Annotated in this window: 17 protein-coding genes; 11 read left to right on the forward strand and 6 right to left on the reverse strand. The window is 68.4% G+C overall.

Translation table 11 applies throughout. From position 1 onward, the window contains the following. The first annotated feature begins 152 nt into the window (after positions 1-152). Positions 153-716 carry an EF-hand domain-containing protein gene (locus Pka01_RS29815; RefSeq protein WP_203886256.1) on the forward strand — a complete coding sequence of 188 codons (564 nt, stop codon included), beginning with the start codon at positions 153-155 and terminating at the stop codon, positions 714-716. Positions 717-904: 188 nt separating this feature from the next. On the opposite strand, the gene Pka01_RS29820 is transcribed toward Pka01_RS29815, so the two are convergent. Next, a complete protein-coding gene (locus Pka01_RS29820; protein WP_239115548.1) occupies positions 905-1,582 on the reverse strand; it encodes a helix-turn-helix transcriptional regulator in 678 nt (225 codons plus the stop codon). A gap of 218 nt (positions 1,583-1,800) precedes the next feature. Here Pka01_RS29820 and Pka01_RS29825 point away from each other — a divergent pair, with 218 nt between their 5' ends. Then, positions 1,801-2,508: an SDR family oxidoreductase gene (locus Pka01_RS29825; protein ID WP_203886257.1), complete on the forward strand. Its 708-nt coding sequence runs from the start codon at positions 1,801-1,803 to the stop codon at positions 2,506-2,508. Positions 2,509-2,822: 314 nt separating this feature from the next. On the opposite strand, the gene Pka01_RS29830 is transcribed toward Pka01_RS29825, so the two are convergent. Then, positions 2,823-3,869, reverse strand: a complete 1,047-nt coding sequence (locus tag Pka01_RS29830) for an aldo/keto reductase (RefSeq protein WP_203886258.1) — start codon at positions 3,867-3,869, stop codon at positions 2,823-2,825. A gap of 90 nt (positions 3,870-3,959) precedes the next feature. Here Pka01_RS29830 and Pka01_RS29835 point away from each other — a divergent pair, with 90 nt between their 5' ends. Next, on the forward strand, positions 3,960-4,571 hold the full coding sequence (locus Pka01_RS29835) for a TetR/AcrR family transcriptional regulator (protein ID WP_203886259.1): 612 nt from the start codon (positions 3,960-3,962) through the stop codon (positions 4,569-4,571). Positions 4,572-4,771: 200 nt separating this feature from the next. Here the strand turns inward: Pka01_RS29835 and Pka01_RS29840 are convergent, their stop codons facing one another. Together Pka01_RS29840 and Pka01_RS29845 are read right to left on the reverse strand one after the other, a co-directional pair. Then, positions 4,772-5,353 carry a hypothetical protein gene (locus Pka01_RS29840; RefSeq protein WP_203886260.1) on the reverse strand — a complete coding sequence of 194 codons (582 nt, stop codon included), beginning with the start codon at positions 5,351-5,353 and terminating at the stop codon, positions 4,772-4,774. Then, positions 5,335-5,673 (reverse strand): PadR family transcriptional regulator, encoded by a 339-nt coding sequence (locus Pka01_RS29845; RefSeq protein WP_203886261.1) that lies wholly within the window; start codon positions 5,671-5,673, stop codon positions 5,335-5,337. Before Pka01_RS29845 ends, Pka01_RS29840 begins: the two co-directional genes overlap by 19 nt. A gap of 87 nt (positions 5,674-5,760) precedes the next feature. Here Pka01_RS29845 and Pka01_RS29850 point away from each other — a divergent pair, with 87 nt between their 5' ends. Both Pka01_RS29850 and Pka01_RS29855 read left to right on the forward strand, forming a co-directional pair. Beyond that, positions 5,761-6,267, forward strand: coding sequence for a hypothetical protein (locus Pka01_RS29850; protein WP_203886262.1), 507 nt, complete (start codon positions 5,761-5,763; stop codon positions 6,265-6,267). Between the two features lie 193 nt (positions 6,268-6,460). Further along, positions 6,461-6,742: a hypothetical protein gene (locus Pka01_RS29855; RefSeq protein ID WP_203886263.1), complete on the forward strand. Its 282-nt coding sequence runs from the start codon at positions 6,461-6,463 to the stop codon at positions 6,740-6,742. 57 nt (positions 6,743-6,799) lie between these two features. Here Pka01_RS29855 and Pka01_RS29860 read toward each other — a convergent pair whose 3' ends face one another. Continuing rightward, positions 6,800-7,240, reverse strand: a complete 441-nt coding sequence (locus Pka01_RS29860) for a PaaI family thioesterase (protein WP_203886264.1) — start codon at positions 7,238-7,240, stop codon at positions 6,800-6,802. 229 nt (positions 7,241-7,469) lie between these two features. Between Pka01_RS29860 and Pka01_RS29865 the strand changes: the two genes are divergently transcribed. The 6 genes from Pka01_RS29865 (at position 7,470) to Pka01_RS29890 (ending at position 13,989) form a co-directional block, all read left to right on the forward strand. Beyond that, positions 7,470-8,363, forward strand: coding sequence for an ABC transporter ATP-binding protein (locus Pka01_RS29865; RefSeq protein ID WP_203886265.1), 894 nt, complete (start codon positions 7,470-7,472; stop codon positions 8,361-8,363). 11 nt (positions 8,364-8,374) lie between these two features. Further along, positions 8,375-9,064 (forward strand): ABC transporter permease, encoded by a 690-nt coding sequence (locus Pka01_RS29870; RefSeq protein ID WP_203886266.1) that lies wholly within the window; start codon positions 8,375-8,377, stop codon positions 9,062-9,064. Continuing rightward, on the forward strand, positions 9,061-10,206 hold the full coding sequence (locus Pka01_RS29875; protein ID WP_203886267.1) for a sensor histidine kinase: 1,146 nt from the start codon (positions 9,061-9,063) through the stop codon (positions 10,204-10,206). Before Pka01_RS29870 ends, Pka01_RS29875 begins: the two co-directional genes overlap by 4 nt. Beyond that, complete coding sequence (locus Pka01_RS29880) at positions 10,203-10,814, forward strand: response regulator transcription factor (protein WP_203886268.1); 612 nt, start codon at positions 10,203-10,205, stop codon at positions 10,812-10,814. The genes Pka01_RS29875 and Pka01_RS29880 overlap by 4 nt, the downstream gene beginning before the upstream one ends. A 70-nt stretch (positions 10,815-10,884) precedes the next feature. After that, entirely contained in the window at positions 10,885-11,232 is a 348-nt protein-coding gene (locus Pka01_RS29885) for a hypothetical protein (protein ID WP_203886269.1), read from the forward strand. A 231-nt stretch (positions 11,233-11,463) separates the two neighbouring features. Continuing rightward, positions 11,464-13,989, forward strand: a complete 2,526-nt coding sequence (locus Pka01_RS29890; RefSeq protein ID WP_203886270.1) for an ATP-binding protein — start codon at positions 11,464-11,466, stop codon at positions 13,987-13,989. Here Pka01_RS29890 and Pka01_RS29895 read toward each other — a convergent pair. Further along, positions 13,964-14,908 carry a serine/threonine-protein kinase gene (locus Pka01_RS29895; protein WP_239115550.1) on the reverse strand — a complete coding sequence of 315 codons (945 nt, stop codon included), beginning with the start codon at positions 14,906-14,908 and terminating at the stop codon, positions 13,964-13,966. The two genes, Pka01_RS29890 and Pka01_RS29895, sit on opposite strands and share 26 nt — an antisense overlap. Positions 14,909-15,061: the final 153 nt, after the last annotated feature.

Raw genomic sequence — 15,061 nt, forward strand, 5'->3', positions numbered from 1 at the left:
GATACTCGTCGGCTTTCATAGTCGCACGCGGTCTCACAAGGCACATATGTGTTGCCGCGTCGCTACCATGACACCTTCTGTCACTGAGCGGAGCGATCCGGATACTTAGGGAGCGGTCGTGATCCATGCCGTTCGATCCGGGAGGTGCTCCTGTGACCCGTTCTCTCCGTGAGTCCAACGTCGCTGCCCTGTTCGCCCTGCTTGACAGCACTGGCGACGGTCAGATCGCTGCCGATGACTTCAAGCGCATCGCGGACGGGCTATGTGCCGCGTTGGCCCCCGACCCGGGCTCGCGTCAGCATCAGGCCATTCAGCAGTTGTGCGCGGGCTGGTGGGAACACATCCGCGAGGACGCCGACGTCGATGGCGATGCCGCGGTGAGCGAGGCGGAATTCGTCCAGGCGGTGGACCACTTGGTCGCAGGACATCCGCAGTTCCAGCAGATGACTCTCGCGCTGTCGTGCGCCGGCTTCGACGCCGCCGACATCGACGAAGACGGGTTCATCTCTGCGCCGGAACTCGGTCGCCTCTTCAGCGCGCTGGGTATCCCTCACGAGGTGGCCGAGGGTGCCTTCGCTCAACTGGACACCGACGGCGACGGCAGGATCTCCCGCCAGGAGTACGCCGAGGGCGTCTGGGTGCTGATCACCAGTGAGGACCCCGATTCTCCCGGATCGGCGATCCTGGGGCAGACGCGGCAGGCTGAGGCGTCGTGAATCTCCCGCTGCAGGTCACGGCCTGTCAGTAAGGTCGGCCCCGCCGGCCGCCGTCTGTGCTGAAGAGGGAAGCGGCGGAAAGGGCGTCGCCCCGCTCGGGCAGAAGCACACTGCCCCGGCGGAGGCCGCGGTCAGAGGGGTTGTGGGAGGTGGCTGTCACCGAATGCGCGTGGTGGTCGACGTTGCTTTCACGACTGCCCCGCGAACCGGGCGGCCAGTTGGTGGAGGGCGCGGGCGGCCGGCGTGTCCGGATCGGCGGTCATGAACACGACTTGCTGGTCGTCGTCCGGGACGGTGAGGATGTCGCAGTTGATGCGAAGCCGACCGAGTTCGGGGTGCGTCATGGTCTTCGTTCGGTGGCCGGGGGCGCGCACCGGGTTGGTGGCCCAGATCTCGTTGAACTCCGAACTGCCCGCCCCGAGCTCGGCCAGCAGGGCGGCGAGGGCCGCGTCGCGGGGATAGCGGTCGGCGGCGGCCCGCAGCCGTGCCACAGCGATTTCGCCGAACTCCTCGTGCCCCGTGGTCAGCACCTGATCGCGGAACAGGAAGCGCCGGCGGGCCAGATTGGGCTGAGCGCGGAGGTCGCCGAGCAAGGCTTCGGCCAGCGGGTTCCAGGCGATCACGTCGTAGCTGGCCGCGGTGACGACGGCCGCCGTTCCCGGGATCCGCTCCAGCAAGCCGGCCACGTACGGGCGGACCTGGCGCGGCGGCCCGGCAGGCGGAGACGGGGCCACACCGGCCAGCCGGAACAAATGGGTTCGCTCGGCGGGTGCGAGCCGGAGCGCATCCGCCAGGGACTCAAGGATCCGCGGCGACGGGCGTGGCCCCCGCGCCTGCTCCAGTCGGACGTAGTAGTCGACTGACATGCGGGCCAGGTCGGCGACCTCTCGCGGCGCAAGCCCGGGGTACGGCGCCGCGGCCCCGCGGTCAAACCGACGTCGCCCGGGCGCAGCCCCTCCCGTCGGTCCCGCAAAAAGCGGGCCAGTTCACCTCGCGCCATCCGCTACCTTTCGGGCCGGTTCCGTCCTCACTGGTATCGATTGTCCCTGGATCGGCCGCCCCGTCGGCAGGCACCCTCGACATCATGGATAACTCGATCGCACTGGTCACCGGCGCCAACAAGGGCATCGGCAAGGAGATAGCGCGCCAACTTGCGAGCGCGGGCCACACCGTTTACGTCGGCTCACGAGACGCCGCGCGCGGAGAGCGCGCCGTCGAGGAGATCGGAGGCGACGCCCGACTACTGGTCTTCGATGTTACTGATGCCGCGAGCATCGCCGATGCCGCGCGTCAGATCGACAAGCTGGACATCCTGATCAACAACGCCGGGATCTCCGGCGATGACAGATCAGCAGACCGCGAGGACGTCGACACTTTTCGCCGCATTTATGAGACGAACGTCTTCGGGGTCGTCATGGTGACGAACGCCTTCGTGCCTGCGCTGCGGCGGTCCGCGCACCCCCGGATCGTGAACATCTCCAGCGGCACCGGATCGCTGACGTGGTCTACCGGGCCGCAGTTCCCACACCGAGGCACCTACGCCGCCTACCGGTCGTCCAAGGCGGCGCTGAACGCGCTGACCGTGTATTACGCCCACGCCCTGGCTGGTGACGACATCAAGGTCAACGCACTCGCACCCGGTCTACGCCGGACCGACCTCAATGCCACCGCCGTCGCCAGCGACGGTGACCCGGCCGAGGCCGCGGCGGGCGCGGTCCGGCTGGCGCTGCTGCCGGACGAGGGGCCCTCCGGGGAGTTCTTCTCCTGGGACGGGACGCCGGTCCCCTGGTAGGAGACGGCGCTGCGTCGGCCCGCTGACCAGGGCCTGGCTCCACTGTGTCGCTTCTGAGATCTCCGCCCGACCTCTCATTGGACCAGCTTGGCTCCAATGAGAGGAAGCAGCGCGCTCGGTCCTGCTCGCCGACCTCGCCGCCGATTACCTCGGCCAGGCCGTCGAGGCGTTGGAACGGCCCTCCTGGAGAGGGGGAGAGGTGCTTCAGGTGCTGTGCGTTGTACCGACAACTGTTATTGGTCATCCCGGTAGATCGGGGGCACCGCGACCCCCCTGCCACCGATGCGCGGATGTTGTCGCGACGGGCCCGGCGATCAGGAGGCGATCGCGATCGGAGAGGGGTTGAGCCTGGCGAAGCCTTCTTGCCGCTGATAAGGGAAGTACGGGTAGGGCGCGGTGCGGCTGCTGACGGCGTCGAGCCGGGCTGTCTGCTCGGGTGTGAGTGACCAGCCGACAGCGCCGATGTTCTGCCGCAGTTGCGCCTCGTTGCGGGCGCCGACGATCACGGTGGCTACGGTGGGCCGTTGGAGCAGCCAGTTGACCGCGATCTGCGGCACTGCCCGGCCGGTCTCGCGGGACAGTTCTTCGAGGACGTCCACGACCTGGAACAGGTGCTCGTCGTCGACCGGTGGGCCGTACGCGGCGGTGGCGTGCAGCCGGCTCGCGGACGGCGGCGGAGTATCGCGGCGGATCTTGCCGGTGAGTCGTCCCCAGCCGAGCGGGCTCCACACCACGGCTCCGACGCCTTGGTCGAGGCCCAGGGGCAGCAGTTCCCACTCGTAATCCCGGCCGATCAGGGAGTAGTAGACCTGGTGTGCCACGTACCGGCGGCGGTGGTCCCGGTCGGCGGTGGCGAGGGACTTCATGAGTTGCCAGCCGGCGAAGTTGGATGCGCCGAGGTAGCGGATCTTCCCGTCCCGCACCAGGTCGTCCAGTGTCCCTACGACCTCTTCGACGGGCGTTGCGGCGTCGAATGCATGGAGCTGGAACAGGTCGATGTAGTCGGTGCCGAGTCGGCGCAGCGCCGCGTCGACCGATCGGATGAGCCGGGCCCGCGAGGTTCCGGCGTCGTTCGGTCCGTCGCCGGTCGGCAGGCCGCTCTTGGTTGAGATCAGAACGGTGTCGCGTCGTCCTTTGATCGCCTGCCCCAGCACCTCCTCGGACGCCCCGTCGGAATACACGTCCGCGGTGTCGAACATGGTGATCCCGGCGTCCAGGCAGATGTCCACGAGGCGCCTTGCCTCGCGCGCGTCCGTGTTGCCCCAGGCGCCGAACAGCGGTCCGGAACCGCCGAAGGTGCCGGCGCCGAAGCTCAGAGCGGGCACGGTGAGGCCGGATGCCCCAAGTCGTCGGTACTCCACGATGACACTCCCTTATTAACGGTACTCCAGTTCCTTTAAGACTCGAGTACGATAGCAGCCGCCCGCAGCTAAGGGAACTGGAGACCCGTTATGACCGTCGGTACGATCCGGCCCGGAGGACGAACCGCCCGGGTCCGGGCCGCCGTGCTCCGAGCGGCAGGTGACGCGCTCGTCGAGCACGGCTTCGACCGTCTCGACCTCGGCGATGTGGCGCGCCGCGCCGAGGTGGGCAAGACGACGGTCTACCGCCGCTGGGGCACGGTCGCCGGCCTCGTCGCCGACCTGCTGGCCGACATGGCGGAGCAGTCGTCGCCGCGGGCCGACACCGGCTCGCTGATCGAGGACCTGCGCGCCAACGCCCGGCTCGTGCAGCGCACGCTGGTCGACCCGCGCCAGGGTGCGCTGTTCCGGGCGGTCATCGTCGCCGCGACCTGCGACCCCCGGGCCGCCGAGGCGCTGCACCGCTTCTACGCCGTCCGCATCGCCGAGTGGGCTCCTTGCGTCGAGCAGGCCGTGCAGCGGGGGGAGTTGCCCGTGGGTACGGACGCGGCCGAGGTCATTCGCGCCGTCTCGGCACCGCTCTACTACCGCTTGCTCGTCAGCGGAGATCCCGTCGACGAGGCTGCGGCGGACCGGGCCGCCGAAGGGGCGGCGGCAGCCGCCCGAGCCGGCGTGTACACGCCCGCCGGCGATCGCACCTGACTGAGCAGCGCATCCGTGGGTCGGCTGGGAGCTGCGGCGTTGCCGTCCGATGACGATTAGATTCAGTTAGCCTTGCCTAACTGAATGGCCTGCGCCCGTGGGGTTTCCATCGTTCGCCGACCGTGTCATCGCCCGACGCGCGCGTCGACTTCGCCGGATGAGGCCGCTGGTGTGACGGCCTTCCTCGACCCACGGCACGGTCACGGGTGCCTGATCATCGCCGGTACGGCTCGTACCACGAGCAAGATCCTTACGATGCTGGCCGTCAGTGCCAGCAGGAGCAGGACAGAGGGCGGAGGAACGAGCGACGCGACCGTCCCGAGTATGGCCGAGTCGAGGACGATCACGCTTGCCGCGCCGCCCAGCGCCGCCAGCCGTACGGCTTGGTAGTGGCGCCGTTCCCGGATGGCGAGGACCAGCATGAACACGGCCACGCTGAGCGCGACACCGAAGGCCAGACGTGCCGGCAGGGGTATCGACCACGCCCACGCGTGGCCGGTGACAAGAGCCGCTCCCCAGCTCAGTCCGACGAGTGGGCCGATGACGAGGAGCCGGATCGCGGTCGTCCTGCCGGGAGACAGGCGGACGAACGCGGTGGTGATCGTGTCGGCGTCACCGAAGTCGGCCAGCGCGGCCTTGGCCGCCTTCTCCGGGTCGCCGAGTCGTTCCAGCTGTTCTTCGTACGATGTCATGAGTCCGTCGGCGAGTTCCTCGACGACGGACTGGGGGAGCCGTACGGCGAGCGCCTGCAGGTGGCGATCGATCAGCTCGTGGCCGGCCAAGGCGCACCTCCCAGGGCTGTGGAGATCGCGGCGGCGAACTCCTGCCAGTGGTCACGCGCTCCGGCGAGGGATCGACGCCCGTCCTCGGTCAACTCGTATGTACGTCGTCTGCGTCCCCCGACGACAGACCAGCTTCCTGTGATCAGGCCGGCCTGTTCCAGGCGATGCAGCGCCGGATAGACGGTGCCCGTCGGAAGGTCGAGTCTGCCGTCGGTGGTGTCCCGCAGGGCTTCCTTCACCGCGTAGCCGTGTCGTGGGCCGTCCTCCAGCGCGGCGAGCAGGAGTCCGTCCAGGTGACCTTTGAGCGCTTCGGCTCTCATAGGTAGTAACGCTACGCCTGCTCTTTCCATCGGCCAAGTCTCGGAGTAGCGTCGCTATATATAGCGACACTACGTATGGGAGGTGCCGTGGACGACATCGACATCTTGGGCACTCCGATTCCGAACGCGGGACCTGTGTTCCTGGCCGCGCTCGCCGTCCACGTCGCCGCGGGGCTCACCTGCGTCATCGGGGGCGCGCTCGCCGCTCTCACACGTAAGGGCAGCCCATCGCACAAGCGGTTCGGCCGCGCCTACTTCTGGGGGTTCGTGGTCGTCTACGTGACGTTGACAGTCATGTCGGCGATCCGCTGGAAAGAGAACGCCTACCTGTTCGCCATCGGCACGGTGGCGTTCACCGCTGGACTGACCGGTTACCTGAACCGGAGACATCGACCGGCCGTTCACATTCTCGGGATGGGAGCGTCTTACGTGCTCCTCCTCACCGGGTTCTACGTGGACAACGGCCCGCACCTGCCCCTATGGGATCGGCTGCCCACCGTCGCCTACTGGGTTCTGCCGTCGCTGATCGGTCTTCCCCTGATCGCACGCGCACTGGTGCGCAGGCGCCGCCAGGACGCATCAGCTCAGGCGTAATGCGCCCGGCCTCCATGGCCTGGCCACATCTGCCCTGCCAAAATCGTGCCTTCAGGGATCGAGGGCGGCGCTCCGCGCCGCGACGCGGTCCTACGCCCGCTCGCCGGGGCTTGCCCTGGTCAGGTCGTCGTGGGAGCCGCCGAGCGAGACGATCAAAGTGACGGCCGCCTGCCACTGAGTGTGATGATGAACCATGCGGTATTTCCGCCGACCCTGGGACGAGTCTCGCGGGGATGAGTACGACAGCTGGGGGACCTGTCTCTACTTCGTCGCTGTCGACGATCAGGGCGATGCGCACGAGCAGATCGAGGTCTATGCCAACGGCAACGTCCTGGCGTACGACCACGAGTATGAGGAAGACCCCTTCGGCGGGTTGACCTACGCAACCCTGGATCTTGAGGAGTTCGGTCCCTACGAGGTCACCGAGCGGGAGTTCCGGAAGGAACTGGCGGGGCTCCGCCCGTTGAACCGCTGATCGCCGTTCCGTACACCAGCGAGGTCCGGCGCATGCGCCGAAGTGTGCGACGAACCCTCAGCGCCGCACGGTCTGGATTCGTACGGTCGCGGTTGCCACGGCCACAGGCACACCCTCGGAGTCGATGAGCTCGCCGGCGAGAAAGCACACCTCTCTGCCGCGCTGCACGATCCGCCCGCGTCCCACGAGCCGCCCAGGACGGGCCGGCCGGAGGAACTGGACATGAAGGTCGAGGGTCGGGGCGAACTGGTTCGGCGGCAACGTCGCGACCAGCGCCGGCCCGAGAGTGTCGTCGAGCATCGCGGCCAGGAACCCACCTTGGATCACGCCCATGGGGTTTGTGAACTGGTCGCCCGCGGTGAACGCGACCTCAATGGTCCCCTGCTCCAGGTCGATCCCGAGCAGTTCCCACCCCAGGAGCACCGCAGCAGGCGGCGGCGGAACCCGCCCCTCCACCACATCCCAGAACATCCCATGCTTCTGCGAGTCAGTCTCCATGCGCCACATTGAACAGCCCTCCACCGACAGCCTGGGCAGGCGCGCATCGACGGATCAGGGCTCGCCGTGCCAGCGCGGTGTCGACCCCTCGGGAGGAAGCACGCGTTGACCTCGCCGGCCGTGACCATGGAGGCGGTGGTCAACACGTCCGGTCCATGACGATCGTCAGGGGCCAAGACACGATGGCGGCCACTTATCCGGCACGGATCGCCCCCATAGCGTCGAAGACATGGAGAACACCACGCCGGCGGCCGTCAGCTTCCAGGGTGTAAGCAAGCGTTACGGCCGCGTACAGGCACTCGACGAGATCACTTTCGGGATCGCCCGCGGCGAGTGCGTCGCGCTGCTCGGGCCGAACGGGGCGGGGAAGTCCACTGCGGTGGACCTGATGCTGGGGCTCAGCCGGGCCGACCGGGGGCGGATCGCCGTGCTCGGCACCGCACCGGAGAAGGCGGTGGCGGCCGGGCGGGTGGGGGCGATGCTCCAGTCCGGCGGGCTGCCCGCTGACGCCACCGTTGGCGACATCGTCTCCCTCGCGGTCCAGCTGTACGGCGGGCGCCGCAGGACGGCCGAGGTGCTGGAGCTGACCGGCCTGACTGAGCTGGCGCGGCGCAAGGGTGACGCGCTGTCCGGCGGGCAGGCGCAGCGGGTGCGGTTCGCGGTGGCCATGGCGGGGGAGCCTGAGCTGTTGTTCCTCGACGAGCCCACGGTCGCGATGGACCCGCTGGCCCGCCGCGAATTCTGGGCTGCGGTCCGCGCCACCGGAATCACCACGGTGTTCGCCACCCATTACCTGGACGAGGCGGACGCCTTCGCCGACCGGGTCATCGTGCTGGCGAACGGCTCGGTGGTGGCCGACGGCAGCCCGTCGACGATCAAGTCGATGACCGGCGGGCGGACCGTGCGCTGTGTGCTGGCCACGCCGGATCCCACGGTGCTGCTCGCACTGCCGGGCGTCCGCGACGTCTCCGTGCACGGCCGGGACGTCACCCTGCGCACCGATGACGCGGACGCCACGGTGGCCGCGCTCTACGGCTCGATCGGCGGAGTCCGGGAACTCCAGGTCTCCGGTGCCGATCTCGAAGAGGCTCTCATCCCTCTTACCTCTGGGAAGGCAGCGTAATGTTCAGCTTTGTGCGATTTGAGATTGCTCGCGCGCTCCGTAATGTCAAGTACCTGCTGTTCTTGGTGATGACGCCGGTGGGCCTCTACCTCGCGTACGGGCGCGGGGCGGACGCGTCTCCCGCGATGGTGGCGATGGCGGTGTACGCGGCGGCCGGCGGCGGACTGATCGGTTCGGGCGGCGGCGTCGCCGAGGACAGGATGCGCGGCTGGCTGCGCCAGCTCAAGGTCACCCCGCTGGGGAACGCCCAGTGGCTGGCCGGGAAGATCGTGCAGGGCGTCCTGATGATCGTGCCCGGCGTGGCCGGGGTGACGGTCGCGGCGGTCACGGCGGGCGGCGTGCACCTGCCGGCCGGCCGGTGGGCGGCGCTGATCGCCCTGGTCCTGGTCGGGTCGCTGCCGTTCGCACTACTGGGCCTGCTGCTCGGGCTCACGCTGAAGGGCAAGACCGCCCAGGCCGGCATCGTGGTGCTGTTCTTCGGACTGGCCGCGGTGGGCGGGCTGATCGGGTCCGGGACGCTTCCGGGGATGCTGGAGAGCCTGCGGCACTACATCCCGACCTACACGCTGGCCCAGGCCGGCTTCTCGGTCCTCGGCGGTCAGGTGCCGGGCGCGGGTGGCCTGGCCGTGCTGGCCGGATGGACGGTGGTGGCGGCGATTGCGGTGCTGGTGCGGTGGCGGCGGGAGTCGCACGCACGATGACCTCTGCCTCCATGTCAGGGACCCGGCGGGACGAGCCCGCCGGGTCCCTTTCTGCCGAGCGCATCTGGGGCGTACGCAACCTGACCCGCTCCCTGATCATGTTCGGGGGCACGGTCTGGGCGACCGCGTACTTCATCGTGCAGCACCCTCCGATGTGGCAGTCGGTACTGGCCGTGGCATGGGCGACGGCGACCGCGGTGCTCGGGATGTTCACCGGGGTGCTGGCCCAGCGCGGTTCGCCGTCCTTCCCGCGCGTCTTCCCCGTACTGGTGGTGGTGACGCTGGGGCTTGAGGCCTGGGGCGGCTGGCCGTGGGCGGCCACCGTCACGTGGGCGACCACCGCCTGCGGCTGGCGCCGGGCGCCCAGGAGCCGACCGCGGATCGCCGCCCTGGCGGTGGCGGCCGGCCTGATCGCGCTGGCCCACGGCCTGCCCGTGGCGGGCGCGCTGGCGCTGGTGGTTTTCGTGCTGCTGCCCGGCATCTTCGCCATGCAGACGCGGCAGTCCGCCGACCTGGTGCGGGAACTCCAGGAGACCAGACGTGAACTGGCCAGGCTCGCCGTGGTGGAGGAGCGCAACCGGATCGCCCGCGACCTGCACGACCTGGTCGGTCACAGCCTCTCCGTGGTCGCGGTGAAGACCGAGCTGGCCCGCCGGCTCGTCACCGCCGCCCCCGAGCGCGCCGCAACCGAGCTCGACGACATCGAGAGCGTCGTACGGCGGGCCCTGGCCGAGGTACGGCAGGCGGTGACGAACTACCGGCAGCCGACGCTCGCCGCGGAGATCGCCGGAGCCGTCTCGGCCGCCCGCTCCGCCCAGATCCAGTGCACGATCGACATACCCGACACCTGGGAGCTTCCCGCGCCCGTAGAGGGCCTCCTGGCGTGGACCGTGCGCGAGGGCGTCACCAACGTGTTGCGCCACAGCGGCGCCGCCCACTGCTGGATATCCCTCGAGCTGGCGGAACAGGTGGTGAGCGTGGAGATCCGCGACGACGGCCGCGGACCGGCGGGCGGTGGCGCGGGCAACGGCATCACCGGGCTGTCCGAGCGCGCGGCCGCGTTCGGCGGGCAGATCGAGGTCGGCGCGCCCGCTGAGGGCGGCTTCCGCATCCGTGTACGAGTCCCCTTGGAGGCGTCGTGACGATCCGTGTGCTGCTGGCCGAGGACCAGACCATGTTCCGCGGCGCGATGGCCGCGCTGCTGTCGCTCGAATCCGGCATCGAGGTGGTCGGCGACGTCGGGCGCGGCGACGAGGTCGTGGGGGCGTGCCAGGCCTTCGATCCCGACGTGGCGCTCCTCGACATCGAGATGCCCGGCATCGACGGGCTGGAGGCGGCTCGCCGCCTCGCCACGGCCGCGCCGCGAACCAAGGTCATGATCGTGACCACCTTCGGGCGTACCGGTTATCTGCACGCCGCGCTCGCGGCGGGCGCGTCCGGCTTCCTGCTCAAGGACGCGCCCATCACCGAGCTGGCGGGTGCCATCCGCAAGGTCGCGGCAGGGGAGCGGGTCATCGACCCCGCGCTGGCCATCGCGGCACTCAGCGAGGGCTCGTCCCCGCTCACCCCGCGCGAGGCCGAGGTCCTGGCGGCCGCGCGCGGGCACGGCACGATCGCCGACATCGCCAAGGACCTCTATCTGTCCGCGGGAACGGTACGCAACCACCTGTCGGCCGCCATCCAGAAGCTCGGCGCGCGCACCCGTACCGAGGCCATCGAGATCGCCCAGTCGAAGGGCTGGCTGGTATGACGACCGTCACGGGTCACGTCACGACTTGCGACACTTACCCCTTGACCAGGAGGTCCGTAGCGTTGAGGGCATGACGAACAGGAACTCCTCCAAGCGGATCAACTGGCAGATCTCCCTCCTCGGCGGCCACAAGCAGCGCGGCGGTGGCACGGCCGCCGACACCATCGTCGTCACCCCGATCGGCGGCGCCGACGTCGACCTCACCGACGCCGACCTGGCCCCCGAGACGACGCTGACGAAGGTCTCGCTCATCGGCGGCGTCAAGCTCCGGGTGCCCCTCGACGCCGACGTCGAGATCGAAGGCTTCAACCTGTTCGGCGGGCGCAGGGTCCAGCCAGGCACGCCCTCGCCGTCGGCTCCCGTCGTCCGCGTCCGCGCCTACGGCATCTTCGGCGGGGTCAAGGTCAGCCGCGCGTGACCGGTACGAGGGCCGGTCGGGTCCAGTGGAGCGCCCGCTGCATGATGATGATCGTCGTCACCGGCCATGGCCACCGGCCCGGGTGCCGGGTTGCGCGAGGTGGCGGCACTGGAGAACTGGGAGGTGACCGGGCGCCTTCGGTTGATTGTTCCGGCTTTGGGGCTGCCCACCGCGTAAGATCCAACCCGGGGGAGTGCAAGCGCCGGCGGCGCATGGATACGAGGGGAATCAATGGGTTCGAGCCCTTTGACAGCTCGTGCGGTTGCGGAATTCGTGGCGCTCCTTGACGATCTACGCCAGGACGCCGATCTCTCGTTCCGTCAGCTTGAGGAGAACGCCCGGCTGAACGGTGGGTGGTTGCCTCGAGCCACTGCGAACGACGTCGTCAAGCGCCGGAACCTGCCCGCCCGCCTTGACGCTCGAGAGTTCATCTCGAGCTGGGTCGGGGCCTGCGGCGGTGATGTCGCGGAATGGTTGCGCGCATGGGAGAACTTGCCGGTCGAACACCAGGGAGCGTTCGGGCCCGGCCCTCGGCAGCTTCCGGCCGAAACTTCCGTCTTCGAGGGCCGCGTCAATGCAATGAAGAGCTTGGATGAAGCGGTCCGCGGGCCGTCTCCCGCTCTGATCGTAGGTCCGGCCGGCGTCGGCAAGACCGCCTTGGCCATTCACTGGGCGCACCAGCGCGAGAAGTGGTTTTCCGATGGGCAGCTGTACCTCAACCTCCGAGGGTTCGCTCAGGAGCCGCCGCTCACGCCGGATCAAGCCGTCCGCACGCTTCTGCTCGCTCTCTCGGTCCCGGCTCGGACGATTCCTGAGGATTTGGAGGGATGCGCGGCACTCCTGCGTTCGAACTTGTCGGGTCGCCGCATTCTCCTGGTATTCGACAACGCCGCCGATGTCGCGCAGGTGAGACCACTGCTGCCCGGCTCCTCTACGTGTGGCGTCATCGTCACAAGTCGCATCCGGTTGACCGGTCTGGTCGCCCGCGAGGGGGCACGGCTCGTCGACGTGGGGCCGCTGTCCACAGTCGAGGGGCAAGCGGTCCTACGAGGCGTCCTCGGGACGGACCGTACGGCGAGCGAGCGGGAAGCGATCGCTGAGCTGGCTGAGCTGTGCGGTGGCTTGCCGCTTGCGTTGCGAATCTGCGCGGCCAACCTCGTCGCGTTGCCGTACCAAACTCTGACCAACTACGCGGCCCTGCTGCGTGACGGGGATCGAATCGCGGCTCTGGGCGTTGACGGAGACGACGACGCCGCGGTGCGCGCCGCCTTCGAACTTTCCTACAGCCGCCTGCCCGCGGATGTCAGCCGGTTGTTCCGGCTCCTCGGCGCGATGCCAGGCGCGGACATCACCGTGTCGGCAGCGGCCACGATGAGTGGCCTCAGCCAGTCTGCGGCTGGACGGTTGCTGCAGGCGCTGGAGAACGCCCATCTCGTCGAACGCCGGGCCCTGGACCGGTACGGCATGCATGACCTCATCCGCCTCTACGCCCGCGCTCTGTCCGAGGATGAGGATCCAGACAGCGAACGTGACGCGGCGATACGACGGCTGGCTGATTGGCATCTGGCCGGCCTGGGCGCCGTCGCCGACCACCTGCGTCCCGACTTTCGTTCGGCTACCGCCGAGTTCGACGGCCCACAATTGTCGTTTCCGACCTCCGATGAGGCTCTGGCCTGGCTCCGGGCGGAGCTGATGAATCTTCGGGCTCTGGGCGAGCACATGGCGAGGGCCAACGCAACCCTCGAGGTATGCAGCTTGCTCGACGCGGCCCGTGTCGGCGTGACGATCTACGGGTTCAACGGTGACATGACCGCGCTCGGCCTGGCGGCCCTCGACATGGGCAAGCGAATGAGTGACCCAGGAGCAATCGCCCGTGCCCACTGCTTCATCGCGGCCTTCGTCCACGACAACCATTACTCGCAGGGACTGGAGCACGGTACGCGGGCGGTGAGGCTGTTCCGAGAGATCGGCGAGCCGCACCGCGAATTACGCACCCGGAACAACCTGGCCGAGGTGCATCGCCGGTTGGGCAATCTCCGTCTGGCCGAGGAGCATATGAGTCAGGCTCTCGGGTTGGCCAGCGATGATTATGGTGTTTGGCCCCTTTTGCTGGCGAACCTCGCGGACATACTGATCGAGGACGGCAGGCACGTGGACGCGCTCCGAATCGCCTCCGAAAGTGTGGTGCGAGCCCGATCGACGGTGGGAACGACCGGCCTTGAGGTGGCACTGAACATGGTGGCGACGGCACAACTTGCTCTGGGTGATTTGGATGAGGCCACCGGCAACTACGACGAAGCCAGGCAACGCAGTGAGTCCATCGGCTGGCTCGACGGTGTCATCCTGGCGGTGACCGGGGTCGGCAGGATCGCCAGCCTGCGTGGCGACCACCATGACGCGATCATGCATCTCCAGTCCGCGATCACGCAGGCGGGCCGGGGTTGGTCCTTCTACGAGGGCAAGGCCCGTACTGCCCTCGCGGATGCCTATCTGGCGGCAGGACATCCCGAAGCGGCCATCCAGGCCGCCGCAGACGCGGTGACCACTCATCGCGATCACGGAGAACGTCTGAGCGAAGCCAGGGCACTCCGTTCTTTCGGTGATGGTCTCGCTGCCACGGGCGACGCCGAGGGCGCTCGTGAACGCTGGACAGAAGCGCTCGCCATTCTCACCGAACTCGAACTCGCCGAGGCCGGTACCGTACGGGATCGGCTCGACGACGAGGCCGCAGTCAGCCGGCCAGCAGCGCGGGACTGAACGAAATGGTGTCCTGATCGTCCAGCATCGCGAGAGCGACCAGTTCAGCCGCCTCCTCCGCGGTCAGGCGATCGGTGGGGTCCCGCCGCAGAAGCCCGTCCAGAAGCGGCCGTAGCGCCGCGGCTCTCAGCGAGGGCTTCGGATCTCGGCTGAGCACCCCGGCGACCACTCCCGCGATATGCGGGGCGTGGTACGGAGATCTGCCCTCGATCGCCGCATACAACGTCGCGCCGAGAGACCACAGATCTGCGGCCGAGCCGTACAGTTCACCTCGGATGTGTTCGGGAGCGCTGTAGGCCGGCGTGCCCATAAGGAGTGCGGGCGTCTCCTCGGCGATCCCCTTGGCGATTCCGAAGTCGATAAGGACGACCCTGCGCGGGGTGAGCAGTACATTGCCGGGTTTCACGTCTCGATGGAGGACGCCTTCGGCATGGGCGTGGCCAAGGGCGTCGAGCAGTCGGCGGGCGATCCGTGCGACAAGGAGAGGGGAGAGCGGCCCATTTCTGCGGATGACTTGATCCAGCGTGAGTGAGTCACGGACGAACTCCATCACGATCCAGAGTCGTCCCTCGTTCTCAACGACGTCGTAGACAGTGATGATTGCTGGATGCGCCAGCCGGGCCACCGACCGTGCTTCTTGGAGCGCGATCCGGCGTACGGAGATGTCGTCCAAGGTGACGGTCATCTCCTTGACCGCTACGTAGCGGTCAAGGAGAGCATCGTGGGCCAGCCAGACGACTCCCATTCCTCCGCGCCCGATCGGTTGGATCAATTGGTAGCGCTCAACTCCTCCACGGATTCCCATAAGAGAGATCGTGGCAGGCAGGACCTTCTTCGCGGGGTGCGACCGCGTCCGGGTTGGAACTCGGACGCCCGGACAGACCCAGGCAGAGGATCTACCGAAGCCAGAGGGCTTCATTTTCTGGAGCGTGATCGGGTTCGTGCGAGGGCACGCCGCTAGGAATCTACAACGTAAAGGCGACGGACCGTTGCCGGCTGCGAGGCCCGCCGAGGCAGGCGCGGACGGCGAAGTGGCGGCGCGCGCCCACCACACCGAAGAAGGCGGAGCCCC

Source organism: Planotetraspora kaengkrachanensis, from assembly GCF_016862895.1.
Classification (GTDB): Bacteria; Actinomycetota; Actinomycetes; order Streptosporangiales; family Streptosporangiaceae; genus Planotetraspora; species Planotetraspora kaengkrachanensis.

What these genes read in the sequence shown, in the direction of transcription:
- Pka01_RS29885 (WP_203886269.1), top strand. Translation starts at nt 10,885, where the DNA reads ATGACGAACAGGAACTCCTCCAAGCGGATCAACTGGCAGATCTCCCTC.
- Pka01_RS29825 (WP_203886257.1), top strand. Translation starts at nt 1,801, where the DNA reads ATGGATAACTCGATCGCACTGGTCACCGGCGCCAACAAGGGCATCGGC.
- Pka01_RS29890 (WP_203886270.1), top strand. Translation starts at nt 11,464, where the DNA reads ATGGGTTCGAGCCCTTTGACAGCTCGTGCGGTTGCGGAATTCGTGGCG.
- Pka01_RS29860 (WP_203886264.1), bottom strand. Translation starts at nt 7,240, where the DNA reads ATGGAGACTGACTCGCAGAAGCATGGGATGTTCTGGGATGTGGTGGAG.
- Pka01_RS29875 (WP_203886267.1), top strand. Translation starts at nt 9,061, where the DNA reads ATGACCTCTGCCTCCATGTCAGGGACCCGGCGGGACGAGCCCGCCGGG.
- Pka01_RS29845 (WP_203886261.1), bottom strand. Translation starts at nt 5,673, where the DNA reads ATGAGAGCCGAAGCGCTCAAAGGTCACCTGGACGGACTCCTGCTCGCC.
- Pka01_RS29820 (WP_239115548.1), bottom strand. Translation starts at nt 1,582, where the DNA reads ATGTCAGTCGACTACTACGTCCGACTGGAGCAGGCGCGGGGGCCACGC.
- Pka01_RS29855 (WP_203886263.1), top strand. Translation starts at nt 6,461, where the DNA reads ATGCGGTATTTCCGCCGACCCTGGGACGAGTCTCGCGGGGATGAGTAC.
- Pka01_RS29895 (WP_239115550.1), bottom strand. Translation starts at nt 14,908, where the DNA reads ATGAAGCCCTCTGGCTTCGGTAGATCCTCTGCCTGGGTCTGTCCGGGC.
- Pka01_RS29865 (WP_203886265.1), top strand. Translation starts at nt 7,470, where the DNA reads ATGGAGAACACCACGCCGGCGGCCGTCAGCTTCCAGGGTGTAAGCAAG.
- Pka01_RS29835 (WP_203886259.1), top strand. Translation starts at nt 3,960, where the DNA reads ATGACCGTCGGTACGATCCGGCCCGGAGGACGAACCGCCCGGGTCCGG.